The organism is Pseudomonas sp. GW822-FHT06B12 (genome assembly GCF_058799675.1).
In genome coordinates this window covers 55,074-72,568 of sequence record NZ_JBXALR010000014.1, presented here as the reverse complement: position 1 = coordinate 72,568, position 17,495 = coordinate 55,074, and the positions used below count along the sequence as shown (strand labels likewise).

The window sequence follows — 17,495 nt, the reverse complement described above, 5'->3', positions numbered from 1 at the left end:
GTTCACGAACGAGGCCTATTTTCAAAAAAGCAATGTCCTACACTACTCCGGGAATTGTCCGTACACTTGCGCATTGCTGTGCTTTTGTCACGAGGCTTATAGTCGGCCGACGCCCAAATGGCGTGTCGGGTTTGGCGACTCGGCGACATGGTACAGAAGCTTTCGAGTAGGTTCGGAGCGCTTTTGAACGCACTTGGCTACCTGTTTTTTGGTAGCTGTGCGTGGGAGATCTTCGGATCTGCCGGTTATACCATGTCCGGTTCGCCAACCCGCGTACAGCTGCCACCTTTTGTTTGGCGACATTGAGTGGTGGGGTCTTCCAACTACATGGTGATCACTCATGAATGAATACATGGCCTTAACCAGCAACGCCGACGACCTACCCTCCCTGTTCGTCAACACCACTCAACCGCTGCATTCACTGCTCAGCACGGCCAGCTACAGAATCCGAGCCGTGACGCAGATTCTTGAAAACCTCGCGATGCGGGGTGACATCACCACCGACTCGGTCATTCTCAGCGACTTCGCATTGCTCTGCTGCATACCTTTGCGCGACGGTTGCGATGTGCTGGATGTCATTGCGCGACGTATGGATGCAGAACCGTCCTGACGTCACAAGGGGGCGCTGTTTCGGCGCCCCTTGTGTTCAAGCCGATGTCATGCCGCGTGCTGAGCCCTCCCGGTTTTCCGACAGTTCTAAACTGGAGTTTGGCCGATTTCAGGACCTGTTTTCGGCCTCGCTGGGCGAACCTGCTGCCGCCGCCGCAATGCAGAATTCGTCGGCGCGCTCCAGGCCCCAACACCACCTCTAGATCTTGACACCGAAAATCACGCATGCTAGCGAGTGCTATACTTCTTTCGAATTGCATGACGTCTGCAACGTCCCCCACGGGTACAGATACCGACTGCAAATCTCAGTTAACGGCTGCTGAACAGAGGATGTCTACAGCAAACACGAGATGGGAGGTGTGGTATGAATCGCCACTATTACATCAGTGATAATCTCGACGATCTTGAAACCGTTGAAAATGAATTGGAAGCCAACGGCATCAATACCGAACAAATTCATGTGCTCAGTGAAAAAGTTGCTGATGTTGAAGAACATCACCTCCATGAAGTTAACTCGTTAATGAAACAAGATACTGTTCACTCTGGCGAGATTGGTGCGGTGGTCGGCGTGCCACTCGCGGCGCTGGTCCTTGGCGGCGCCTATTGGATGGGCTGGACCAACTCCGTCGCAGGCTGGATGCCTTTTATCTTCCTTGCCATTGTTATAGTGGGCTTCTGCATCTGGGAAGGCGGTTTTTTTGGTATCCAGGTGCCAAACACTCACTTCCGCAATTTTAAACAAGTGGTAGATGAGGGCAAACATATCTTCTTCGTGGATGTTGAGCCGGATCAGGAATCGGTATTGGACCGGGTAATCAAACATCATCCAAGGCTGAAGACTGCTGGCACGGGAACGGCAGCCCCTCACTGGACAGTAGCCTGGCAGCACAAATGGCATCAGTTCAAGCGAGTAATATCGGGTTAGCCCCTAGACGCTTAAGGCTATCCGGAAGTCGCTTATTGGCCGAAGAAAATGACCCGGCTGAGGAAAACATAGTCCGCCTCGGTGGCCATCAGTCCGACGAGCACCAGTAAACACAAAGGTGGCACTAATATGGCGTAGACCATGGCCAACCGTTCCCAGGCCATATGCATGAAGATGGAGACAATTAAACCTGCCTTCAACAACATGAGCGTGATAATCAGGGACCACCTGACGTAGCCCTGAAAGTGAAAATAGTCGACAAGATACGACAGCGTGCTAAGGACGAATAACAGTCCCCAGATTTTAAGGTACAAACTGATTGGATGTTGCTGACCCTGAGCATGCGCCATCATCAGTGCTCCTCTTCAGAACCTGTTCACGATCTACCATAAATAGAAGAAAGCAAAAATAAACACCCACACCAAGTCCACGAAGTGCCAGTAAAGCCCGGCTATCTCGACGATCTGATAGTTTCCGGAGCGCTCATAATCTCCGCGCAATACTTTCAGCGCCACAATACTGAGGTAGATGACGCCGACTGACACATGCAGTCCGTGAAAACCGGTAATCATGAAAAAGCTGGCACCAAATTGTGCCGCCCCCATAGGGTTCCCCCAGGGACGCACCCCTTCTGCGATGAGCTTGCTCCATTCAAATGCCTGCATGCTGACGAAGGTCACACCAAAGGCTGCGGTCGCCAGCATCAGGGCTGTAGTTTTCGCGCGATCACGGCGATAGGCGTAATTGACTGCCATGGCCATGGTGCCGCTGCTACTGATCAGCACAAAGGTCATGATGGCGATCAGAATAAGTGGGATTTCTCTACCACCGATCGTCAATGCGAACACTTCACTGGGGTTCGGCCAGGCGCTGGTGATGGTCATGCGTACCGACATGTAGCCGGTTAAAAAGCAGGTAAATACAAACGTATCGCTGAGCAGGAATATCCACATCATCGCCTTGCCCCAGGGGACCTGCCTGAAAGCCTCCTTATCCGAGGACCAGTCGCTGGCGATGCCCTGCCATCCCGGTGCAGGCGGCGAGCTGGGTGGATTGGATGAACCGGACTCGACTGGGGCTGGTGGGTGCGATGCCATGGCTTTTCACCTCAGGCCGCAGAATCTGGCGATGGCTTCATAGGTTGCCGGCGTGCTGGTCAACAGAGCGAATAGCACGAACCAAAGACCCAGTAGGTAATGCCAATAGATGGCACAGAGCTCTACGCTGGCGCTGAGTTGCGGCAACGGCACGTGGTGCAGGAATTTAGCGACGGTTCTGCTCCAGGCGATCAGCCCGCCCAGCAGGTGGAACCCATGCAGGCCGGTCAACAGGTAGAAGAAACTGTTGGCCGGATTGCTGGCGACAAAGTAGCCCCAGGCGACAAACTGCTGCCAGACCCAGAGTTGTCCCGTCAGAAAGGCAACTGCAAATACGCCCCCCACTGCAAAGCCAATGACAGTTGCGTCCAGTCGAGCCTGTCGGGCGGCCATACGCGACCACTGCAATGCGATGCAACTGAGTACCAGAAAAGCCGAATTCAGCCATAGCTGCCATAGATTGGCTAACGGCGCCAAGGGCTCTGTCAGGGGTAGCCAGTCGGCCATCTGTGAGCGCTCGATAAAGGCGACCAGGAAGAGAAAGAATAACGAGCTCACCACGGCCAGAAACAAGCGCAGGCCTATTCTTGCATTTTGGACTCTATCGGCACCCTCGGCGGCCTGAATACCCTCAGGATCGCCACTCCAACTGCCGCCGGGTTCAGCGCTGTCGGCGTTTCTCAATAGCAGTCTGTTCATGTTTTAACGTCCGCTATTTTGGTTCCGGCACTGAGTTGCCGCATCTGCTCCAGCTCCTCGTCGGAGACCGTTTGCGGAACGAAATCCTGTTCTATCCCCGGCACGCTGTAGTCATAGGCCCAGCGATGCACGACCGGCAGCTTCGCTCCCCAGTTACCGTGTATCGGCGGGGTGTCCGGCGTTTGCCATTCCAGACTGGCCGCGCCCCAGGGATTACTGCCTGCGGGCTTGCCTTTAAATACGCTCCAGGCCAGGTTGAACAGGAACAGCAGTTGGGAAACGCCGACGGTCAATGCGACCACCGTAATGAAGGCATTCAATTCTTGCGCCGACTGCGGGATGAACGCGTAGTTGTCATAGGCGTAATAGCGGCGTGGCATGCCCTGAAAACCCAGGTAGTGCATGGGAAAGAAGATGGCGTAGGTGCCCAGAAAGGTAATCCAGAAATGCAGCTTGCCCAGGGTGTCGTTCGTCATCCGCCCGGTTACTTTCGGGAACCAATGATAAATGCCGCCGAACACCACCAGTACCGGTGCGACCCCCATGACCATGTGAAAATGGGCGACGACGAAATAGGTGTCCGAGAGCGGAATATCCACGATCACATTGCCGAGAAACAACCCGGTCAGACCACCGACCAAGAAGGTGACGATAAAGGCCAGGGCAAACAGCATCGGCACGGTCAGATGGATGTCGCCCCGCCACAGGGTCAGCACCCAGTTGTAGACTTTCAGTGCGGTCGGCACCGCGATGATCAAGGTGGTGGTGGCGAAGAAAAAGCCAAAGTAGGGGTTCATTCCGCTGACATACATATGGTGTGCCCAGACCACAAAGCTGAGTACGCCAATTGCAATAATGGCCCACACCATCATTCGGTAGCCGAAGATACTTTTACGCGCATGTGTGCTGATCAAGTCGGAGACCAGACCAAACGCGGGGAGAGCAACGATATAGACTTCCGGGTGGCCGAAGAACCAGAACAGATGCTGGAATAATATTGGGCTGCCACCCTGGTGATCGAGCTGCTGCCCCAGCGAGATGATCGCCGGCATAAAGAAGCTGGTGCCCAACAGTTTGTCGAACAGCGTCATGATCGCACTGACAAACAACGCCGGGAAAGCCAGCAAGGCCATGATCGAGGCCATGAAGATTCCCCATACGGAGAGCGGCATGCGAAACAACGTCATGCCGTGCGTGCGCGCCTGCAACACCGTGGTGACGTAGTTCAACCCGCCCATGGTGGTTGCGACAATAAAAATCGCCAGTGAGACGAGCATCAGCACGATGCCCCACTCGGTCCCCGGTGTCCCCTTGGTAATGGACTGCGGTGGATAGAGCGTCCAGCCCGCCCCCGTGGGGCCGCCAGGGACAAAGAAAGCGGCGAGCAACACCAGTACCGCTAGCAGGTAGGTCCAGTAACTCAGCATGTTGACATAGGGGAAGACCATGTCGCGGGCCCCCACCATCAGTGGGATCAGATAGTTGCCGAAGCCACCCAGAAACAAGGCCGTCAGCAAGTAAATGACCATGATCATGCCGTGCATGGTCATCGCCTGATAGTACGTACTGGCGTCCATGAACCCCAAACTACCGGGGAAGCCTATCTGCAAGCGCATCAAATCGGACAACACCACGGCGATGATGCCCACGAATATAGCCGTCAGGGAATACTGAATGGCGATGACCTTGTGGTCCTGACTCCAGATATATTTGGTCAGGAAACTTTTGGGTTCGTGCAGTGCTTCTGTTTCGGCTTGCTCCGCATAGGCCATCACGTCATCCTCCAACTGAAGTTTCGGTGTATTACTGGCTTCTTTACGGCTACTTCCCTGGCTCCGCCTTGCTTGCATCAGCGCCGGCATTCGCTTTGGATTTGATAAAAGCGATCAGTGCGTTCAACTCCTGATCACTCGGCGCAAAGGTCGGCATGACGGGTGCATAGCCCTTGATGATTCTGGTATTGGGCTTAAGAACCGTTTCTTTGATATAGCCCTCATCGACCTTTATCGTCGTACCGTCGGCAAAGGTTTCTGTCTTGCCATACAGGCCCTGCCAGCTGGGACCGACGCCCTTACTGCCATCGACACTGTGGCAGGCCAGACAGCCGAACGACTTGGCCAGCCGCTGTCCCTGCGCTACCAGGTCGTCACCTGAGCCCGACGCTTCGCCGGTAGAAAGTTCATCGCCTTGGCGCGCAGTACCCAGCGATTTGATCAGGGCGACGAGAGCACCCAGTTCATCTTCATTGAGAGTATAGGCCACCATGACTGGCGGGTAGCCCTGCACCCGTCGGGCCTTCGGATCGAGGATCGCCGCTTTCAGGTAGGCCTCATCGACCAGCACACTGGAGCCATCGGCAAGCTGTTCGGTGCGGCCGTACAGCCCCTTCCATCCCGGGCCGAGACTGGGACTGCCATCCTGGCTATGGCAGGCACCGCAGCCGAGCTTTTCGACCAACAGGCGGCCTTTTTCCAGCACGCTGTCCCGACTGGGCTTGGCAGCTGTCGCTAATGTCTGCGCAAAAGTCGGTTGGCTGCTCAGCCACTGATCGAAAGCCTCCTGTTCGTCCACGATCATATGGCCGCGCATGTTGTAATGCCCCACGCCACAATATTCAGCACAGATAATTTCATATGTCCCGGTTTTAGTTGGCGTAAACCAAAAGTACGACACCATCCCTGGCACCATGTCCATCTTGCCGCGCATTTGCGGTACATCGAAATCGTGCAGTACATCTTTAGAACGCAGTAAAACTTTTACCGGTTGATTGAGTGGAAGGTGAACTTCACTATTTAGTACAAGCACATCGTCCTGCCCGGCAGGGTCCTTGGGATCAAGACCGAAGGGGTTGGTGGAATCAACAAACTTGATATCCGATCTGCCCAGTTTCCCGTCCTGGCCGGGAAAACGAAAAGCCCACTGCCACTGCTGGGCGACCACTTCAAGTTCATAAGCTTTTTTCGGCACCCGGACGAAATCACTGTAAACAACCAGGCCTGGCGCCAACATCAAGGCAATACCAACCGACGTAACGATAATTAACCATACTTCCAACTTTTTATTTCCCGGCTGGTAGGCCGCCTTGGCACCCTCCTTGTGACGATAACGCATCACGGCTACCGCCATGAATACCGTGACGGCGATGAAAAATATTCCACTCATGATCAGGGTGATGAACTGGGTGGTGTCTATTGACCCCCAGTTGGAAGCTGCCGGGGTCGCATGCCAAGGCGCCAGTATATTGAACAACACTGATGCAACAACGATTAGAATCAAGATAATTGCTGTTGCCATTTTCTCTTCATCCTGTTCCTGTTACTCGCTGGTTACGCATAAGCATCGCCACTCAACAGCATCGTCAAATTAATATCAATCTGACGTTCCAGCAGGATCGACAAGTACCACCACTCCCGATGGCAAAGTCAGCAAGAAGTATAGTTCAGGAACGGAACGAGCGCTTTTCCTGAAGAACCTGACACCCGGATATTCCAACTTCAACATCAAGTTAATTGTTTAAACCTGTTCGCTATCTATGACTGTCGGTATTCAGCCTAACGTCTCCCGGGACTAAATCAGGCGTAGCGACTTGTTTCCAATCAGTCAAAATGATTAGGGTCGAGCCCGACCTCCCCCAAGCGAGTCCCGGTTGCCAGCTATACTTAATTTCTGATTACGGACGGTAGAGATCGACCAGAAGCGGCCCGAGCTACAGAGTCCAGCAGTCCACTACGGAGGTTTCGTCATGAGCGCCTTGACGATCGAAGGCTGGTGCAAAATCAGCGGCAACCAAAAGTCCATACCGGTGGGGGAGATCCATTTTGACGTCGACGGCCCCCTCCATCTGCGCCTGGAGGAAGCTGAAGAACGCCTGCAGACGACCCATGAACCTGAAGCCATGGTCGATGTGGACATGAGTTCAATGGATTTGGTCATTCCAGAGGGATACGGCCCTTTGTCCGACTGCCAAATGCGCGTCTATCTGCAACACTCGCGCGGTCAGTTCCATCTGGTCGGGCATCGAGCGAGCGATGGAAGCTTGATCTACACCAATGCGGTGTTGATTGATCAGCTGCTTGAGTAGCGACTACGTGATTCTCGGCATCGGTTTTTCTCTGTGGGGGATGCAGAGACAAGAAAAACCGGTCCTCAGTGACCGGTTTTTTTATGCCCGCCGTTCAGCAAAAACACGCGTTGCGCTGGCGTTGAAGGAATCAGAAACACTCCAGTACTGCTCCCGAACGCCACGCCTTGCTGTGGTTCCTACACTGTTCCCTACCATTCATCCGCTCTGCCGCCGACAGTGGTGGTTATAGTGTTGATAACTAAATTTCAGTAGGTATAGTAACCACCTACACAGCACAGGGAAGTGATGTGAATAGCCGATATTTGATAACCCAAATCGTCGCAGACGGCTGGTATCTGGTACGGGTCAGGGGCAGTCACCACCACTTCAAGCATCCCACGAAGCCCGGCCTGGTCACTGTCCCACATCCGAAAAAGGATTTACTGACGAAGACTGCCGTCAGCATCTTGCAACAAGCCCTGCTGTATTGAATCGGCGCACAGCACCCAGAGGACAACGAACATGCTTTACCCAATTGCGATTTCAATGGGCAATAACGAACACGCCTGGGGCGTGGAAGTGCCGGACATTCCGGGTTGCTTCTCGGCTGGCGATGACCTGGACGATGCAATCGCCATGGCGCGCGAAGCCATCGAAGGCCACTTCGAGATACTCGCCGAAGACGGCTCGGCGATTCCGCCCGCCAACAAAGTCACCGTGCACGCGGCCAATCCGCAGTACGCCGGCGTCACCTGGGCATTGGTGGACATCGACGTCACCAAGTACCTGGGCAAGGCACAGAAACTCAACATCACCCTACCCGGCTATTTGCTGACACGGATTGACGAATACGTGCTGCACCACCCGGAAGAGAAAAGCCGCTCCGGCTTTCTGGCCTCGGCGGCGTTGAAAGTGTTGCAACAGGGCTGAGGTTAGCGGCGCTTAGCGAGTCGCGACAATGAATAAACGCGGGAACGGCAGCAGCACCGAACCATCGGCCAGTACCGGGAAGAACGGTTCAAGTGCTTCCAGATAGTGCGCGAGGTACTGCGCTTTTTCCGCCTCGTCGAGCGGTTCAAGAAACGGCCGCAAGCCGCTGCCCTTGAACCACTCGACCACGGCCGCAGGACCACCTGCCAGCGGGTGGTGGTAGGTAGTGCGCCACACATCGACCCGCGAGCAGCAGGCGCGCAGTATCTGGTAGTAACCGTTGGCATCGTCCAGGGTCGTCCGTTGCCCGGCGACGTCCGCAAGCTTGCTGGCCCAAGGACCACTGTTGGCGACTTCACGCATCATCCGATGCGACGGTTGATCGAGGTTGTCGGGCATTTGAATTGCCAGGCTGCCACCCGGCGCGAGTTTGGCTACCAGCGACGGCAACAGCGTGGCGTGGTCGGGTAGCCACTGGAACACCGCGTTGGCAAAGATCACATCGAACGGGCCAGGCTCGCTCCAGGTGGCAATATCGGCGGTGTCGAAACGTACGTCCGGCAAGCGTTTGCGGGCAGCGTCGATCATGTCGACCGAGCTGTCGAGCCCACGCACCGTGGCGTTGGCAAAGCGCTGCACCAGCAATTCGGTGGAGTTACCGGGACCGCAACCGACATCGATCACCGAACGCGCATCGGCGTTGGGGATCGCAGCCAGCAAGTCGCGCGCCGGCCGCGTGCGCTCATCTTCGAAAGCTACATACTGTTTGGCAGACCAGCTCATCGCGTACTCCTGTGACGGGTCAGGATGTGAGCGACGCGCTAGACTCTGCGTTTCGCTCGTGGGGCGCCAGTAAGCGACGGCACTGCCAAGTTCGTCAAGACTCGGGTGGATGATGTGGTGAAGGTGCTTACGCCGATGTCGGGCAAGCGCGATCGAAAGACAAGCCCGCAGGTTCATATCAAAAGACCGGCACAAAAAAAGAGCGACCGGTGCAGGCAATGCCTGTCAGTTAAGCGCAATCCATGTGGGAGCGAGCTTGCTCGCGATGACGGCATTACATTCAACATCAATGTTGACTGACCCACCGCTATCGCGAGCAAGCTCGCTCCCACAGGTTTGTGCCTTAACTGACAGGCATTAACCTGCACAGGTCGCTCTTATTGAATCGGCAAAACGCTGGATCTAGTGGACCCAGCCGCCGCCTTGCCAATGCCAGCCATCGTTGCGCTGTTCCCAATGCGGGTGCACGTAACGATAGCCTCGGTGTTCCGGCTCCCAGTGCCCGCGAACGGCGACATAACGTCCCCCTTCCCAGCGCCAGTAACCGCGCGACCAGACATAACCCGGCCGACCCTCTGGCTCCACCTCAATGACCCGCGCCGGTGGCGGCTGCGGTGCGATCACTTCGACGTACTCTCGTGGCGGTGGGCGCCGGTCATGAACCACCCGCTCCTGTACGCAACCGGACGCCGCGATGACCACTGCTACCAATGCCGCGTAACGTAACAACATGATGCTGCCTCCTGAGGCTCATCGGCCAATAGAGTAACCCCGTAAAACCATGCCCCCTTCACCGCCGCGCTCCTGCTTGGCGTATGAATATTTGTACCAGCAGATATCTGTCTAATACCTGAACCCACCCATAGGAAGTATGTAAAGAAAAGTTGACCGACCAGCAGCGTAGAGCCTTCGCACGATCGCGGAACGCGCCGGTTGCCAGCCGTTTTAAATGCACGTTCTTCAGCATCGCGTCAGCTACACGAGTGGAAACTACACTGGCTGCTGTCGACGTCTCTCTTGATACTCGGGAACCTCCTACATGCACGTGCCATCTACCGTTTTGCGCCCGTTGAGCCTGTCGGCCTGCTTGTTGTTTCCCACACTGGCCTCGGCCGGTACACCCGCCGCGCTCAACCCGAGCGATATTGCCTGGCTACGCCGCGATGGCTTCGATCTGGATGCCGCCAACCTGGCGCGTTTGCGCAGCATGGGCCGCGAGGGGCTGCTTCAAGCCCAATTGGCCGACCGTATCAACGACCCGCTGCCACCCGCGATCAACGCGCTGCTGCACAGCTATCCGGTATTGAGCACGCCGCCCGAATCCTTGTTGCTGGCGTTCAAGAGCCAGCAGGAACAGCTCAAGGCCATGCCCGAAGGCGACGCCAAAAACGCCACGAAAAAAGACCTGCAACAACAAGCCAACGAACTCGCAGAGCAAGCGCGTGAAGCCGTGCTGTTGCGTGCGGTGTATGGGCCCAATCAGCTCAAGGAGCAGCTGGTGGGTTTCTGGCTCAACCACTTCAGCGTATTTCAGGGCAAAGCTCGGGTACGGGTGCTGACGGCGGACTACGCCGAACACACGATCCGTCCACATACCTTGGGCAAGTTCAAGGATCTGGTGATGGCCACCCTCAAGAGTCCGGCGATGCTTGAGTACCTCGACAACGCGCAAAACGCTCGGGGCAAACTCAACGAAAACTACGCCCGCGAACTGATGGAACTGCACACCTTGGGCGTCGGCTCCGGCTATACCCAGCAAGACGTCCAGCAACTGGCGTTGATTCTGACCGGCGCCGGGCTGATGCCGCTCGATGGCCGTACGCAGAAGTTTGCGCCTCGGTTACAGGCCTTGGTGGTGCGCGAAGGGGTATTCGAATTCAATCCGCGTCGTCACGATTTCAGCGACAAGGTGCTACTCGGCCAACCGATCAGAGGCAGCGGCTTTGACGAGATTCGTCAGGCCGTAGAGCTGATCACCCGGCAGAAAGCCTGTGCGCATTTTGTCTCGCAACAGCTGGCTGAATACTTCGTGGCCGATCAGCCGCCGCCGGCGCTGGTGGACCGGATGACCAAGACCTTCCAGGACAGCGACGGCGATATCGCCCAAGTGATGCGCACGTTGTTCGAGTCCAGGGAATTACTGCAAAGTGCCGGCACCAAGTTCAAGGACCCAATGCAGTTTGTGGTGTCGGCGGTGCGGCTGGCCTATGACGGTAAACCGCTGGCCAACGCCAGGCCGATGATCAATTGGCTCAATCAGTTGGGGCAACCGGTGTTCGGTCGCGTGACACCGGATGGTTGGCCGCTTGCATCCAGCGGTTGGTCGAGCTCGGGGCAGATGTCCAAACGCTTCGAAATCGCCCGGGCAATCGGGCGTGGGGATAACCGATTGTTTACTCCGGAAGGTAGCAACCTGCCCGGCCCCGGATTTCCGCTGATTACCACACCGTTGTTCTACGAGGTCATCTCTCCACACCTTTCAGCAGCGACCCTTGGTGCGCTGAACAAGGCCGTGTCGCCTCAGGAGTGGAACACCTTTTTGCTCGCCTCACCTGACTTCAATAACCGCTAAGTAGCGTAATGAGGTGCTGCCATGAATCGTCGAGAACTGCTGATTGCCGCTGCGGCAGCCGCGACTCTGCCGTCCTTGTCGTTTAGTGCAAAGCTGTTCGCCGCCCCCGTTTCGGCGCCACGTTTTCTGATCGTTTTTCTTCGCGGCGGCTACGACTGCAACAACCTGCTGGTGCCCTGTTCCAGCGATTTTTACTACGAGTCGCGTCCGACTCTCGCCATTGCCCGGCCGGACTCACATAACCCCAACAGCGCCATTGCACTGGACAGCCACTGGGGCCTGAACCCGGTTTTACGTGATTCGATCTACCCGTTGTGGCAACGCAAACAGATCGCCTTCGTGCCGTTCGCCGGGACCGATGATCTGTCCCGCAGCCACTTCGAAACGCAGGACAACATCGAGTCTGGCGAACCGACCCAACAGCGCAACCGTTACGACTCGGGCTTTCTCGCACGCTTGTCGCGTCAGCTGCCGAACAGTGCGCCCATTGCCTTCACCGATGCCTTGCCCCTGAGTTTTCAGGGCGGCAACGCCATCCCCAACATCTCGTTGCGCGGTGCCTCGAAACCGGCCTTCGATGCTCGGCAATCGGCGATTCTCTCGTCGATGTACAAAAACACACCCTACGCCGCCTCCGCAGCCGATGGCCTTGAACTGCGCCAGCAGGTGTCAAGGGATCTGCAGGACGAGATGATCAAGGCCAATCGTGGTGCGCCGAATGCGCAGAACTTTGCTGCCCAGACCCGGCGCATGGCAACACTGATGCGCGACCAGTACCGACTGGGTTTCGTCGATGTCGGCGGCTGGGATACCCACGTCAACCAGGGCAGCACCAGCGGCCAATTGGCCAATAACCTGGCGAACCTCGGTGAAGGTCTGGTCGCCTATGCCCAGGCTCTGGGTGATGAATGGAACAACACCACCGTGGTAGTGGTTTCGGAGTTCGGCCGCACCTTTCGTGAAAACGGCGCCAGGGGCACCGACCACGGGCATGGCACGGTCTATTGGGTACTCGGCGGCAATGTTCGCGGCGGGCGCATCGTTGGCGAACAGGTGGTGGTCAATCCGCAAAGCCTGCTGCAAAACCGCGATTACCCGGTGCTCAACAATTACCGGAACCTGCTCGGTGGTTTGCTTGGCAGGACATGGGGCTTGTCCGCTTCGCAGTTGCAGAACGTATTTCCAGGAGCGCGTCCGGATGCATTGCAGTTGCTGTGATCAGCGTAAGAAACATGCATCACCCCACGTAGGAAATTTCATCTAACAATTCCCCCGGCAACCCTCACACAGACCTCGGTTATAAACGTGGGCGATCGCTTCAAGCTGTAATGGAGCTCCGTCTACTACAACAAGAGAGTGACTACTGTGCCGAGAACCTCTGGATCGAATGCGGGCAAGGGCCCCATGCCCATCGTGCCGTCTCCGGCAACGCCAAACACGCCGCCTGCGGGTCAAAAGCCCAGGAGCAGCAGCGTCTTTCCCCGAGTCGAAAGTCCCCAGGCCTCTTCATCAAACGCATCCGCACCACCCCCTCGAGCAGCGCCCGCCATCGCCCCCAAACCCACAGCGTTTTTAGTCCCCAAGCTATGTGCCGTGTGCAAATCCAATCACCAAGGCCCCTGCCTGACTCAACCACCCAGCGCTGCCTCGACTTCTTCGCAAAAGCCGGCTTCAGCGCTGGACATGTATGAACAGCACCAGACGAACTACCAGCCACAGAACCGGACTCAGCCGTTCGAGATCATGCAATCGGTCACGGACGACAGTCTGAAATTCAGCAACAAGAAAGCGACCGACGCTGAGCTCGCCAAAGTCGCGGACAAGAAATTCACCCTCCGGCACTACACCACGTCAAAGGAAGGCCCCCCGCCGTTCAACACCATTTCATCAAACTTTGAATTGGTGCACCGCAAGATCAAAACCCTGCAAAGAACCCAGGGCAGCAACACCAATCAGGATGATTGGGTGCGCTTGGGCAACACGGCGTTTACCTTCTTTCTGTTGGCGATCGACGGCGAGGTAGCGAACCGAAAGTTCCTCGGGGGCGCAACACATTACGCGGAGATTGACCCGGACAACCTGGAGCAGATGACGGCGGCGGGACTGGAGAATGCGGAGTTTTTCGCCTCGCCCGATTTGCTGCACACCAAGGATCTGTCCAGTGCCAAAGCCATCAAAGGCCCTTTGAAAGACCTCAAGGCGCTGATGGTTGCAAGCTCCGGACTCAAGGCCATCAGCTTGGGTCGTACACCTGCGCAAGGCCTGCTCAAAGCCATCGACGGTCAATTCGACGACACCCTGGAAGTGAAGCTGCCGGGGTCGGTAATCGTTGCTCAATGGCACACGATTTAGAGGGAAATCAACACCTGGGAAACGTTCTGGATTGCTGTTTCCTTATCGCCAAATCATCGGAAGTTAGAAGCAAAACGACCGCTCGTCGAGTGAAGCGCCCTCTGTTTTGACAGCCTCATATCGGCATCTATAGTGCAGACGCGGCCCGTTGGAAGGAACCCTGGCCGGTCACTTTTATAGGCAAGGAGCCAGGCCAGCTCGTACCCTGTGATCGGTGGGTTCCCCGTAGTAGCGCGCTTACAACAGCCGCAAGGCAATCAAGCGTTGTTGCGTCTGGTAGATGCCAGGCGCTCACTATGATCAAGGAGCTTTACTATGTCTCGAGTCACGGATGTGCTTGTTTCGATCGACACCGAATCCATTCTGAAAAACTACCCGAACATCAGCAAAAACCCTAACGCGCCAACGCTTATCGATGTCAGTCATGTGTACATGGTCACCAACCGGGACAACGTGATCAATGGCCAGGCCGGTGGCGAACTGAATTTGAAAGCCTCGGTCGGTGACTTGATTCGCTGGCGCGAAACCAGCCTGTCGCAGAGCTTCGAAACGGCAGTGATTTTCTACAAGTTCATCGGCAATGCTGGTAATGAGCTGATCTCGACACCGACTCCGCGCAAGGCCACCGCGTGTGTTGCCGTGCCAAACACCAGCAACCCGTCAGTGCCTAGCTGCCAGAAAGTCGATAACCATTACTGGTCTTCGGAAACCCTTTCTACCGGCAGCGTGACCTATCACTTCAACTTCCTGATTGTGAACCGGGACTGCCAGATTGTAGGTTGCTGCTCGTGGGATCCGTTCATCACCATCCGTAACTGATCTGGACGGCCCCTTGGCGACAAGGGGCTTTCTCCCCCTGTCTCGCGCCCCGACTGGAACTGGATGTCTTGCGTAAGCCGCAGCGGTGCGCCGCGATCCACCCACATCATGAAAGGAAGCCGTGATGTCCACAGATACCAGTGCAAGCCCGTCACCCACCACTGAGCAGGCAACTAATGTGTTGCTTATTGTCGACGCCGAATCCCTGCTCACTCGCTACCCAAAACCGAGCCTCGATCCCCAGAACCCGACCGTGATCGAAGACGGTTTCATTTTTACCTTTGGCATAACCCAAGGGACAACGCCAGAGGCCAAGGGCACCTGCATTGAACTGGCCGCGAACTCCGCAAAAACCTTCCACTTGCGTGGCCGAACCGTCGGCCTGCAGGCCGAACACAGTGTGGTGTTTTATGCCCTGTCCGTGAGCAACGCCGGTGTGTTATCAAAACCGCAACTGGTGGTGCACAACGGCCAGACCTTGCCCGCCCCCAACCCCGAAACCCCCACCGAACCGCTCGCAGTGAAAGCCGATGACCACTACTGGCACTGCCAGCAACTGAGCGCCGGTGTCGAGCAGTGCGAGCTGAGTTTCATGCTGGTGAACAGCAGTTGTGAGGCGCTGGGGTATTTCAGCTGGACGGTTGGGGTGAAGCTGTCGAGCTGAACAAAAAACCGGCTTCAATAGCCGGTTTTCAGTTTTGCCTGCTGCGATCAGTCGTAATACCCAACGGTCTTTTTCAACCGATCCGAATATTCGTAAATATCATCGACCGAATTGATCGGATGGCGGGTTTCGTTCTTCTCTTCGTCGAAGATACCGATGTATTTCTGTGACCGATTGAAATGCAGACGGCAGATCGGTTTGCGGTTGTTATCATCAAGCAAGATACCGAAATAGCTCTGCGTGTCCCGCTGTACGATGCGCTTTGCATCGACGACCGAACGCACCACCGCACGGACAATGTGATAACCCTCCAGCTCTTCGAGCGTGGTCAACACCTTGTCATCCGAATCATTACGCTCACTCGGTTCAGAGGTATTTGTACCTGTCGCCGGCAGTGAGGACAGACTGGGCTGGACGGCCCCGCTCATGGCTGATTTGAGACGATCATTGATCTGGTCGTTGAGAAACTGCACGACGGCCTTTCTCGTCAGTTCCTGAAACTGCTCCCGGACTTTTTGTGTAATCACACCGTCGTAAACCCGGGAGGCAAAGACTTTGACGAAATCGTCATCAGGTTTGCTGACCTGAGCCGCGATCACTTTCTTGATCTGACTGACGTATTTCAACTCGCCCGCTGCGCTGATAATCGAGTCGACATCGAATGCGGACTTGGTCAGCTTCGTCAGTTCCGGAACTGAATACTCGTCAATATCGAGCAGATCGAGTTCCAGAAAAGGCTTTTCGTCCATCTTGTTGGGGGCGTCCAGGTCCGTAAAGAACTTGTAGACCTGGCCATTGGTGAGGATCGAGATTCGGGCGCTGGTGACGTGGAAGTATCGGAACAGCTGCGATGCGTGATTGATGTGCAGTGGCTCACCAATTTTTTTGCACTCGATCAGAATCTGAACTTCCCCTTCCTTCATGATCGCGTAGTCGATTTTTTCTCCCTTTTTAGTTCCAACATCGCAAACGAACTCAGGGGTTACCTCCGACGGGTCAAAAACGTCGTAGCCCAGCACTGTGCTGATAAAAGGCATGACAAAGGCGTTTTTGGTCGCCTCTTCCGTTTGAATGGCAGCCCCTTGCAAGCGAACTTTCGCGGCGAGACTTGCAAGCTTTTCGATAAATTCCATGAGTGGCCTCTTATCTGTTTCCGATCCGTGTATGTGCATGCTGGCAAATTGACTGCCATTGATACTAGACACAAACCGGCACAAAGAAAGAAACCGAACGTGGATAAGGGTCAGAAGAAGAGCGTTCCTACGAATACGAAAGACAGGGATGGTCCTATAGCCGTTTAGGAAGATGAATGACCGCGCTCTACCAACGAAACGCAAAACGAGATGCAGGGCTGGAAACACAGCATCGGTGACAGCGAGACGATTTCGCAGGAAGGTTCACCTGCTGCTGACAAGCAACAGCAGGATTTGAATCAGTGCTGATCAGCACCTGCATCAGCCATCCACCCGCCCCGATTGACGGCTGGCCTGAAGGGCTTTGGCCATTTGCAGGTGGTTTTCGAGTTTGGGCAGGGTCTCTGCGGCGAAGGCCTTGATCTCCGGTACGTTGGTGGTTTGTGCTTCCTGCTTCAGCTGCTCGATGGCTTCCTGGGTGGTCTGTACCTGGCTGGCGGCAAAGGCCGCATCGAACGAGTCGCCGTCCTTGACCTCAGGAATCAGCGCCTTGGCCTTGCTGGCCACCTCGTCTCTAGGGGCAACGGGCAGATCGAGTTTTTTGGCGATTTTCGCCAGGTGCTGGTTGGCCGTGGTGCGGTCGTTGATCACCACAATCGTGTAATCCTTGACCTCTTTGGATTCGGTTTTCTGGTGAGCCAGGCGGCTGGCTTCAATGTCGGCCATGCCTTTGGCCGAGGCGTCATTGATGAATTCGGTTGGCGACTGGGCAAAAGCGCTGCTGGCGCCCAGGCCCAGCAACACGGCAAAACTGATGGTCGATAACCGGCTGGCCATACGTTTCATGGT

General features: G+C 55.8%; 19 protein-coding genes. 10 read left to right on the top strand and 9 right to left on the bottom strand.

Annotation, left to right across the window (positions count from 1 at the left end; all coding sequences use genetic code 11):
- Window positions 1–340 precede the first annotated feature (340 nt).
- Window positions 341–610 carry a hypothetical protein gene (locus AC1RKH_RS24855; protein WP_054596089.1) on the top strand — a complete coding sequence of 90 codons (270 nt, stop codon included), beginning with the start codon at window positions 341–343 and terminating at the stop codon, window positions 608–610.
- Window positions 611–973: 363 nt separating this feature from the next.
- Window positions 974–1,534 carry a magnesium transporter gene (locus tag AC1RKH_RS24850; RefSeq protein WP_493063441.1) on the top strand — a complete coding sequence of 187 codons (561 nt, stop codon included), beginning with the start codon at window positions 974–976 and terminating at the stop codon, window positions 1,532–1,534.
- 32 nt (window positions 1,535–1,566) lie between these two features.
- Here AC1RKH_RS24850 and AC1RKH_RS24845 read toward each other — a convergent pair whose 3' ends face one another.
- Genes AC1RKH_RS24845 through AC1RKH_RS24825 form a run of 5 tightly spaced genes read right to left on the bottom strand, consistent with a single transcriptional unit; the run spans window position 1,567 to window position 6,624 of the window.
- Window positions 1,567–1,884 (bottom strand): cytochrome C oxidase subunit IV family protein, encoded by a 318-nt coding sequence (locus AC1RKH_RS24845; protein ID WP_493063506.1) that lies wholly within the window; start codon window positions 1,882–1,884, stop codon window positions 1,567–1,569.
- Window positions 1,885–1,917: 33 nt separating this feature from the next.
- Window positions 1,918–2,631 carry a heme-copper oxidase subunit III family protein gene (locus AC1RKH_RS24840; RefSeq protein ID WP_493063440.1) on the bottom strand — a complete coding sequence of 238 codons (714 nt, stop codon included), beginning with the start codon at window positions 2,629–2,631 and terminating at the stop codon, window positions 1,918–1,920.
- Window positions 2,632–2,637: 6 nt separating this feature from the next.
- Entirely contained in the window at window positions 2,638–3,330 is a 693-nt protein-coding gene (locus tag AC1RKH_RS24835; protein ID WP_493063439.1) for a cytochrome c oxidase subunit 3, read from the bottom strand.
- On the bottom strand, window positions 3,327–5,102 hold the full coding sequence (gene ctaD / locus AC1RKH_RS24830) for a cytochrome c oxidase subunit I (RefSeq protein ID WP_493063505.1): 1,776 nt from the start codon (window positions 5,100–5,102) through the stop codon (window positions 3,327–3,329). Before ctaD ends, AC1RKH_RS24835 begins: the two co-directional genes overlap by 4 nt.
- A 49-nt stretch (window positions 5,103–5,151) precedes the next feature.
- Window positions 5,152–6,624: a c-type cytochrome gene (locus AC1RKH_RS24825; RefSeq protein WP_493063438.1), complete on the bottom strand. Its 1,473-nt coding sequence runs from the start codon at window positions 6,622–6,624 to the stop codon at window positions 5,152–5,154.
- Between the two features lie 448 nt (window positions 6,625–7,072).
- Between AC1RKH_RS24825 and AC1RKH_RS24820 the strand changes: the two genes are divergently transcribed.
- From AC1RKH_RS24820 to AC1RKH_RS24810, 3 genes are all read left to right on the top strand, one after another.
- Window positions 7,073–7,411: a hypothetical protein gene (locus tag AC1RKH_RS24820; RefSeq protein WP_123428148.1), complete on the top strand. Its 339-nt coding sequence runs from the start codon at window positions 7,073–7,075 to the stop codon at window positions 7,409–7,411.
- Between the two features lie 290 nt (window positions 7,412–7,701).
- A complete protein-coding gene (locus AC1RKH_RS24815) occupies window positions 7,702–7,884 on the top strand; it encodes a type II toxin-antitoxin system HicA family toxin (protein ID WP_095082823.1) in 183 nt (60 codons plus the stop codon).
- Window positions 7,885–7,915: 31 nt separating this feature from the next.
- Window positions 7,916–8,323, top strand: a complete 408-nt coding sequence (locus tag AC1RKH_RS24810) for a type II toxin-antitoxin system HicB family antitoxin (protein ID WP_123428150.1) — start codon at window positions 7,916–7,918, stop codon at window positions 8,321–8,323.
- A gap of 12 nt (window positions 8,324–8,335) precedes the next feature.
- Here the strand turns inward: AC1RKH_RS24810 and tam are convergent, their stop codons facing one another.
- A complete protein-coding gene (gene tam / locus AC1RKH_RS24805; protein WP_493063437.1) occupies window positions 8,336–9,106 on the bottom strand; it encodes a trans-aconitate 2-methyltransferase in 771 nt (256 codons plus the stop codon).
- Between the two features lie 402 nt (window positions 9,107–9,508).
- The gene (locus AC1RKH_RS24800) at window positions 9,509–9,838 is read right to left on the bottom strand and encodes a YXWGXW repeat-containing protein (RefSeq protein WP_493063436.1); all 330 of its coding nucleotides are present in this window, start codon (window positions 9,836–9,838) and stop codon (window positions 9,509–9,511) included.
- A gap of 307 nt (window positions 9,839–10,145) precedes the next feature.
- Between AC1RKH_RS24800 and AC1RKH_RS24795 the strand changes: the two genes are divergently transcribed.
- The 5 genes from AC1RKH_RS24795 to AC1RKH_RS24775 all read left to right on the top strand — a co-directional run bounded on the left by AC1RKH_RS24795 (window position 10,146) and on the right by AC1RKH_RS24775 (window position 15,513).
- Window positions 10,146–11,678, top strand: coding sequence for a DUF1800 domain-containing protein (locus AC1RKH_RS24795; protein ID WP_493063435.1), 1,533 nt, complete (start codon window positions 10,146–10,148; stop codon window positions 11,676–11,678).
- A 21-nt stretch (window positions 11,679–11,699) separates the two neighbouring features.
- On the top strand, window positions 11,700–12,896 hold the full coding sequence (locus AC1RKH_RS24790) for a DUF1501 domain-containing protein (protein ID WP_493063434.1): 1,197 nt from the start codon (window positions 11,700–11,702) through the stop codon (window positions 12,894–12,896).
- A gap of 186 nt (window positions 12,897–13,082) precedes the next feature.
- A complete protein-coding gene (locus AC1RKH_RS24785; RefSeq protein WP_493063433.1) occupies window positions 13,083–14,030 on the top strand; it encodes a hypothetical protein in 948 nt (315 codons plus the stop codon).
- A 315-nt stretch (window positions 14,031–14,345) separates the two neighbouring features.
- Window positions 14,346–14,849 (top strand): inclusion body family protein, encoded by a 504-nt coding sequence (locus AC1RKH_RS24780; RefSeq protein ID WP_493063432.1) that lies wholly within the window; start codon window positions 14,346–14,348, stop codon window positions 14,847–14,849.
- A gap of 124 nt (window positions 14,850–14,973) precedes the next feature.
- A complete protein-coding gene (locus tag AC1RKH_RS24775; protein ID WP_493063431.1) occupies window positions 14,974–15,513 on the top strand; it encodes an AidA/PixA family protein in 540 nt (179 codons plus the stop codon).
- Between the two features lie 47 nt (window positions 15,514–15,560).
- Here the strand turns inward: AC1RKH_RS24775 and AC1RKH_RS24770 are convergent, their stop codons facing one another.
- Both AC1RKH_RS24770 and AC1RKH_RS24765 read right to left on the bottom strand, forming a co-directional pair.
- Complete coding sequence (locus AC1RKH_RS24770) at window positions 15,561–16,646, bottom strand: type I restriction endonuclease (protein ID WP_493063430.1); 1,086 nt, start codon at window positions 16,644–16,646, stop codon at window positions 15,561–15,563.
- Window positions 16,647–16,967: 321 nt separating this feature from the next.
- On the bottom strand, window positions 16,968–17,492 hold the full coding sequence (locus AC1RKH_RS24765; protein ID WP_493063429.1) for a DUF4142 domain-containing protein: 525 nt from the start codon (window positions 17,490–17,492) through the stop codon (window positions 16,968–16,970).
- Window positions 17,493–17,495: the final 3 nt, after the last annotated feature.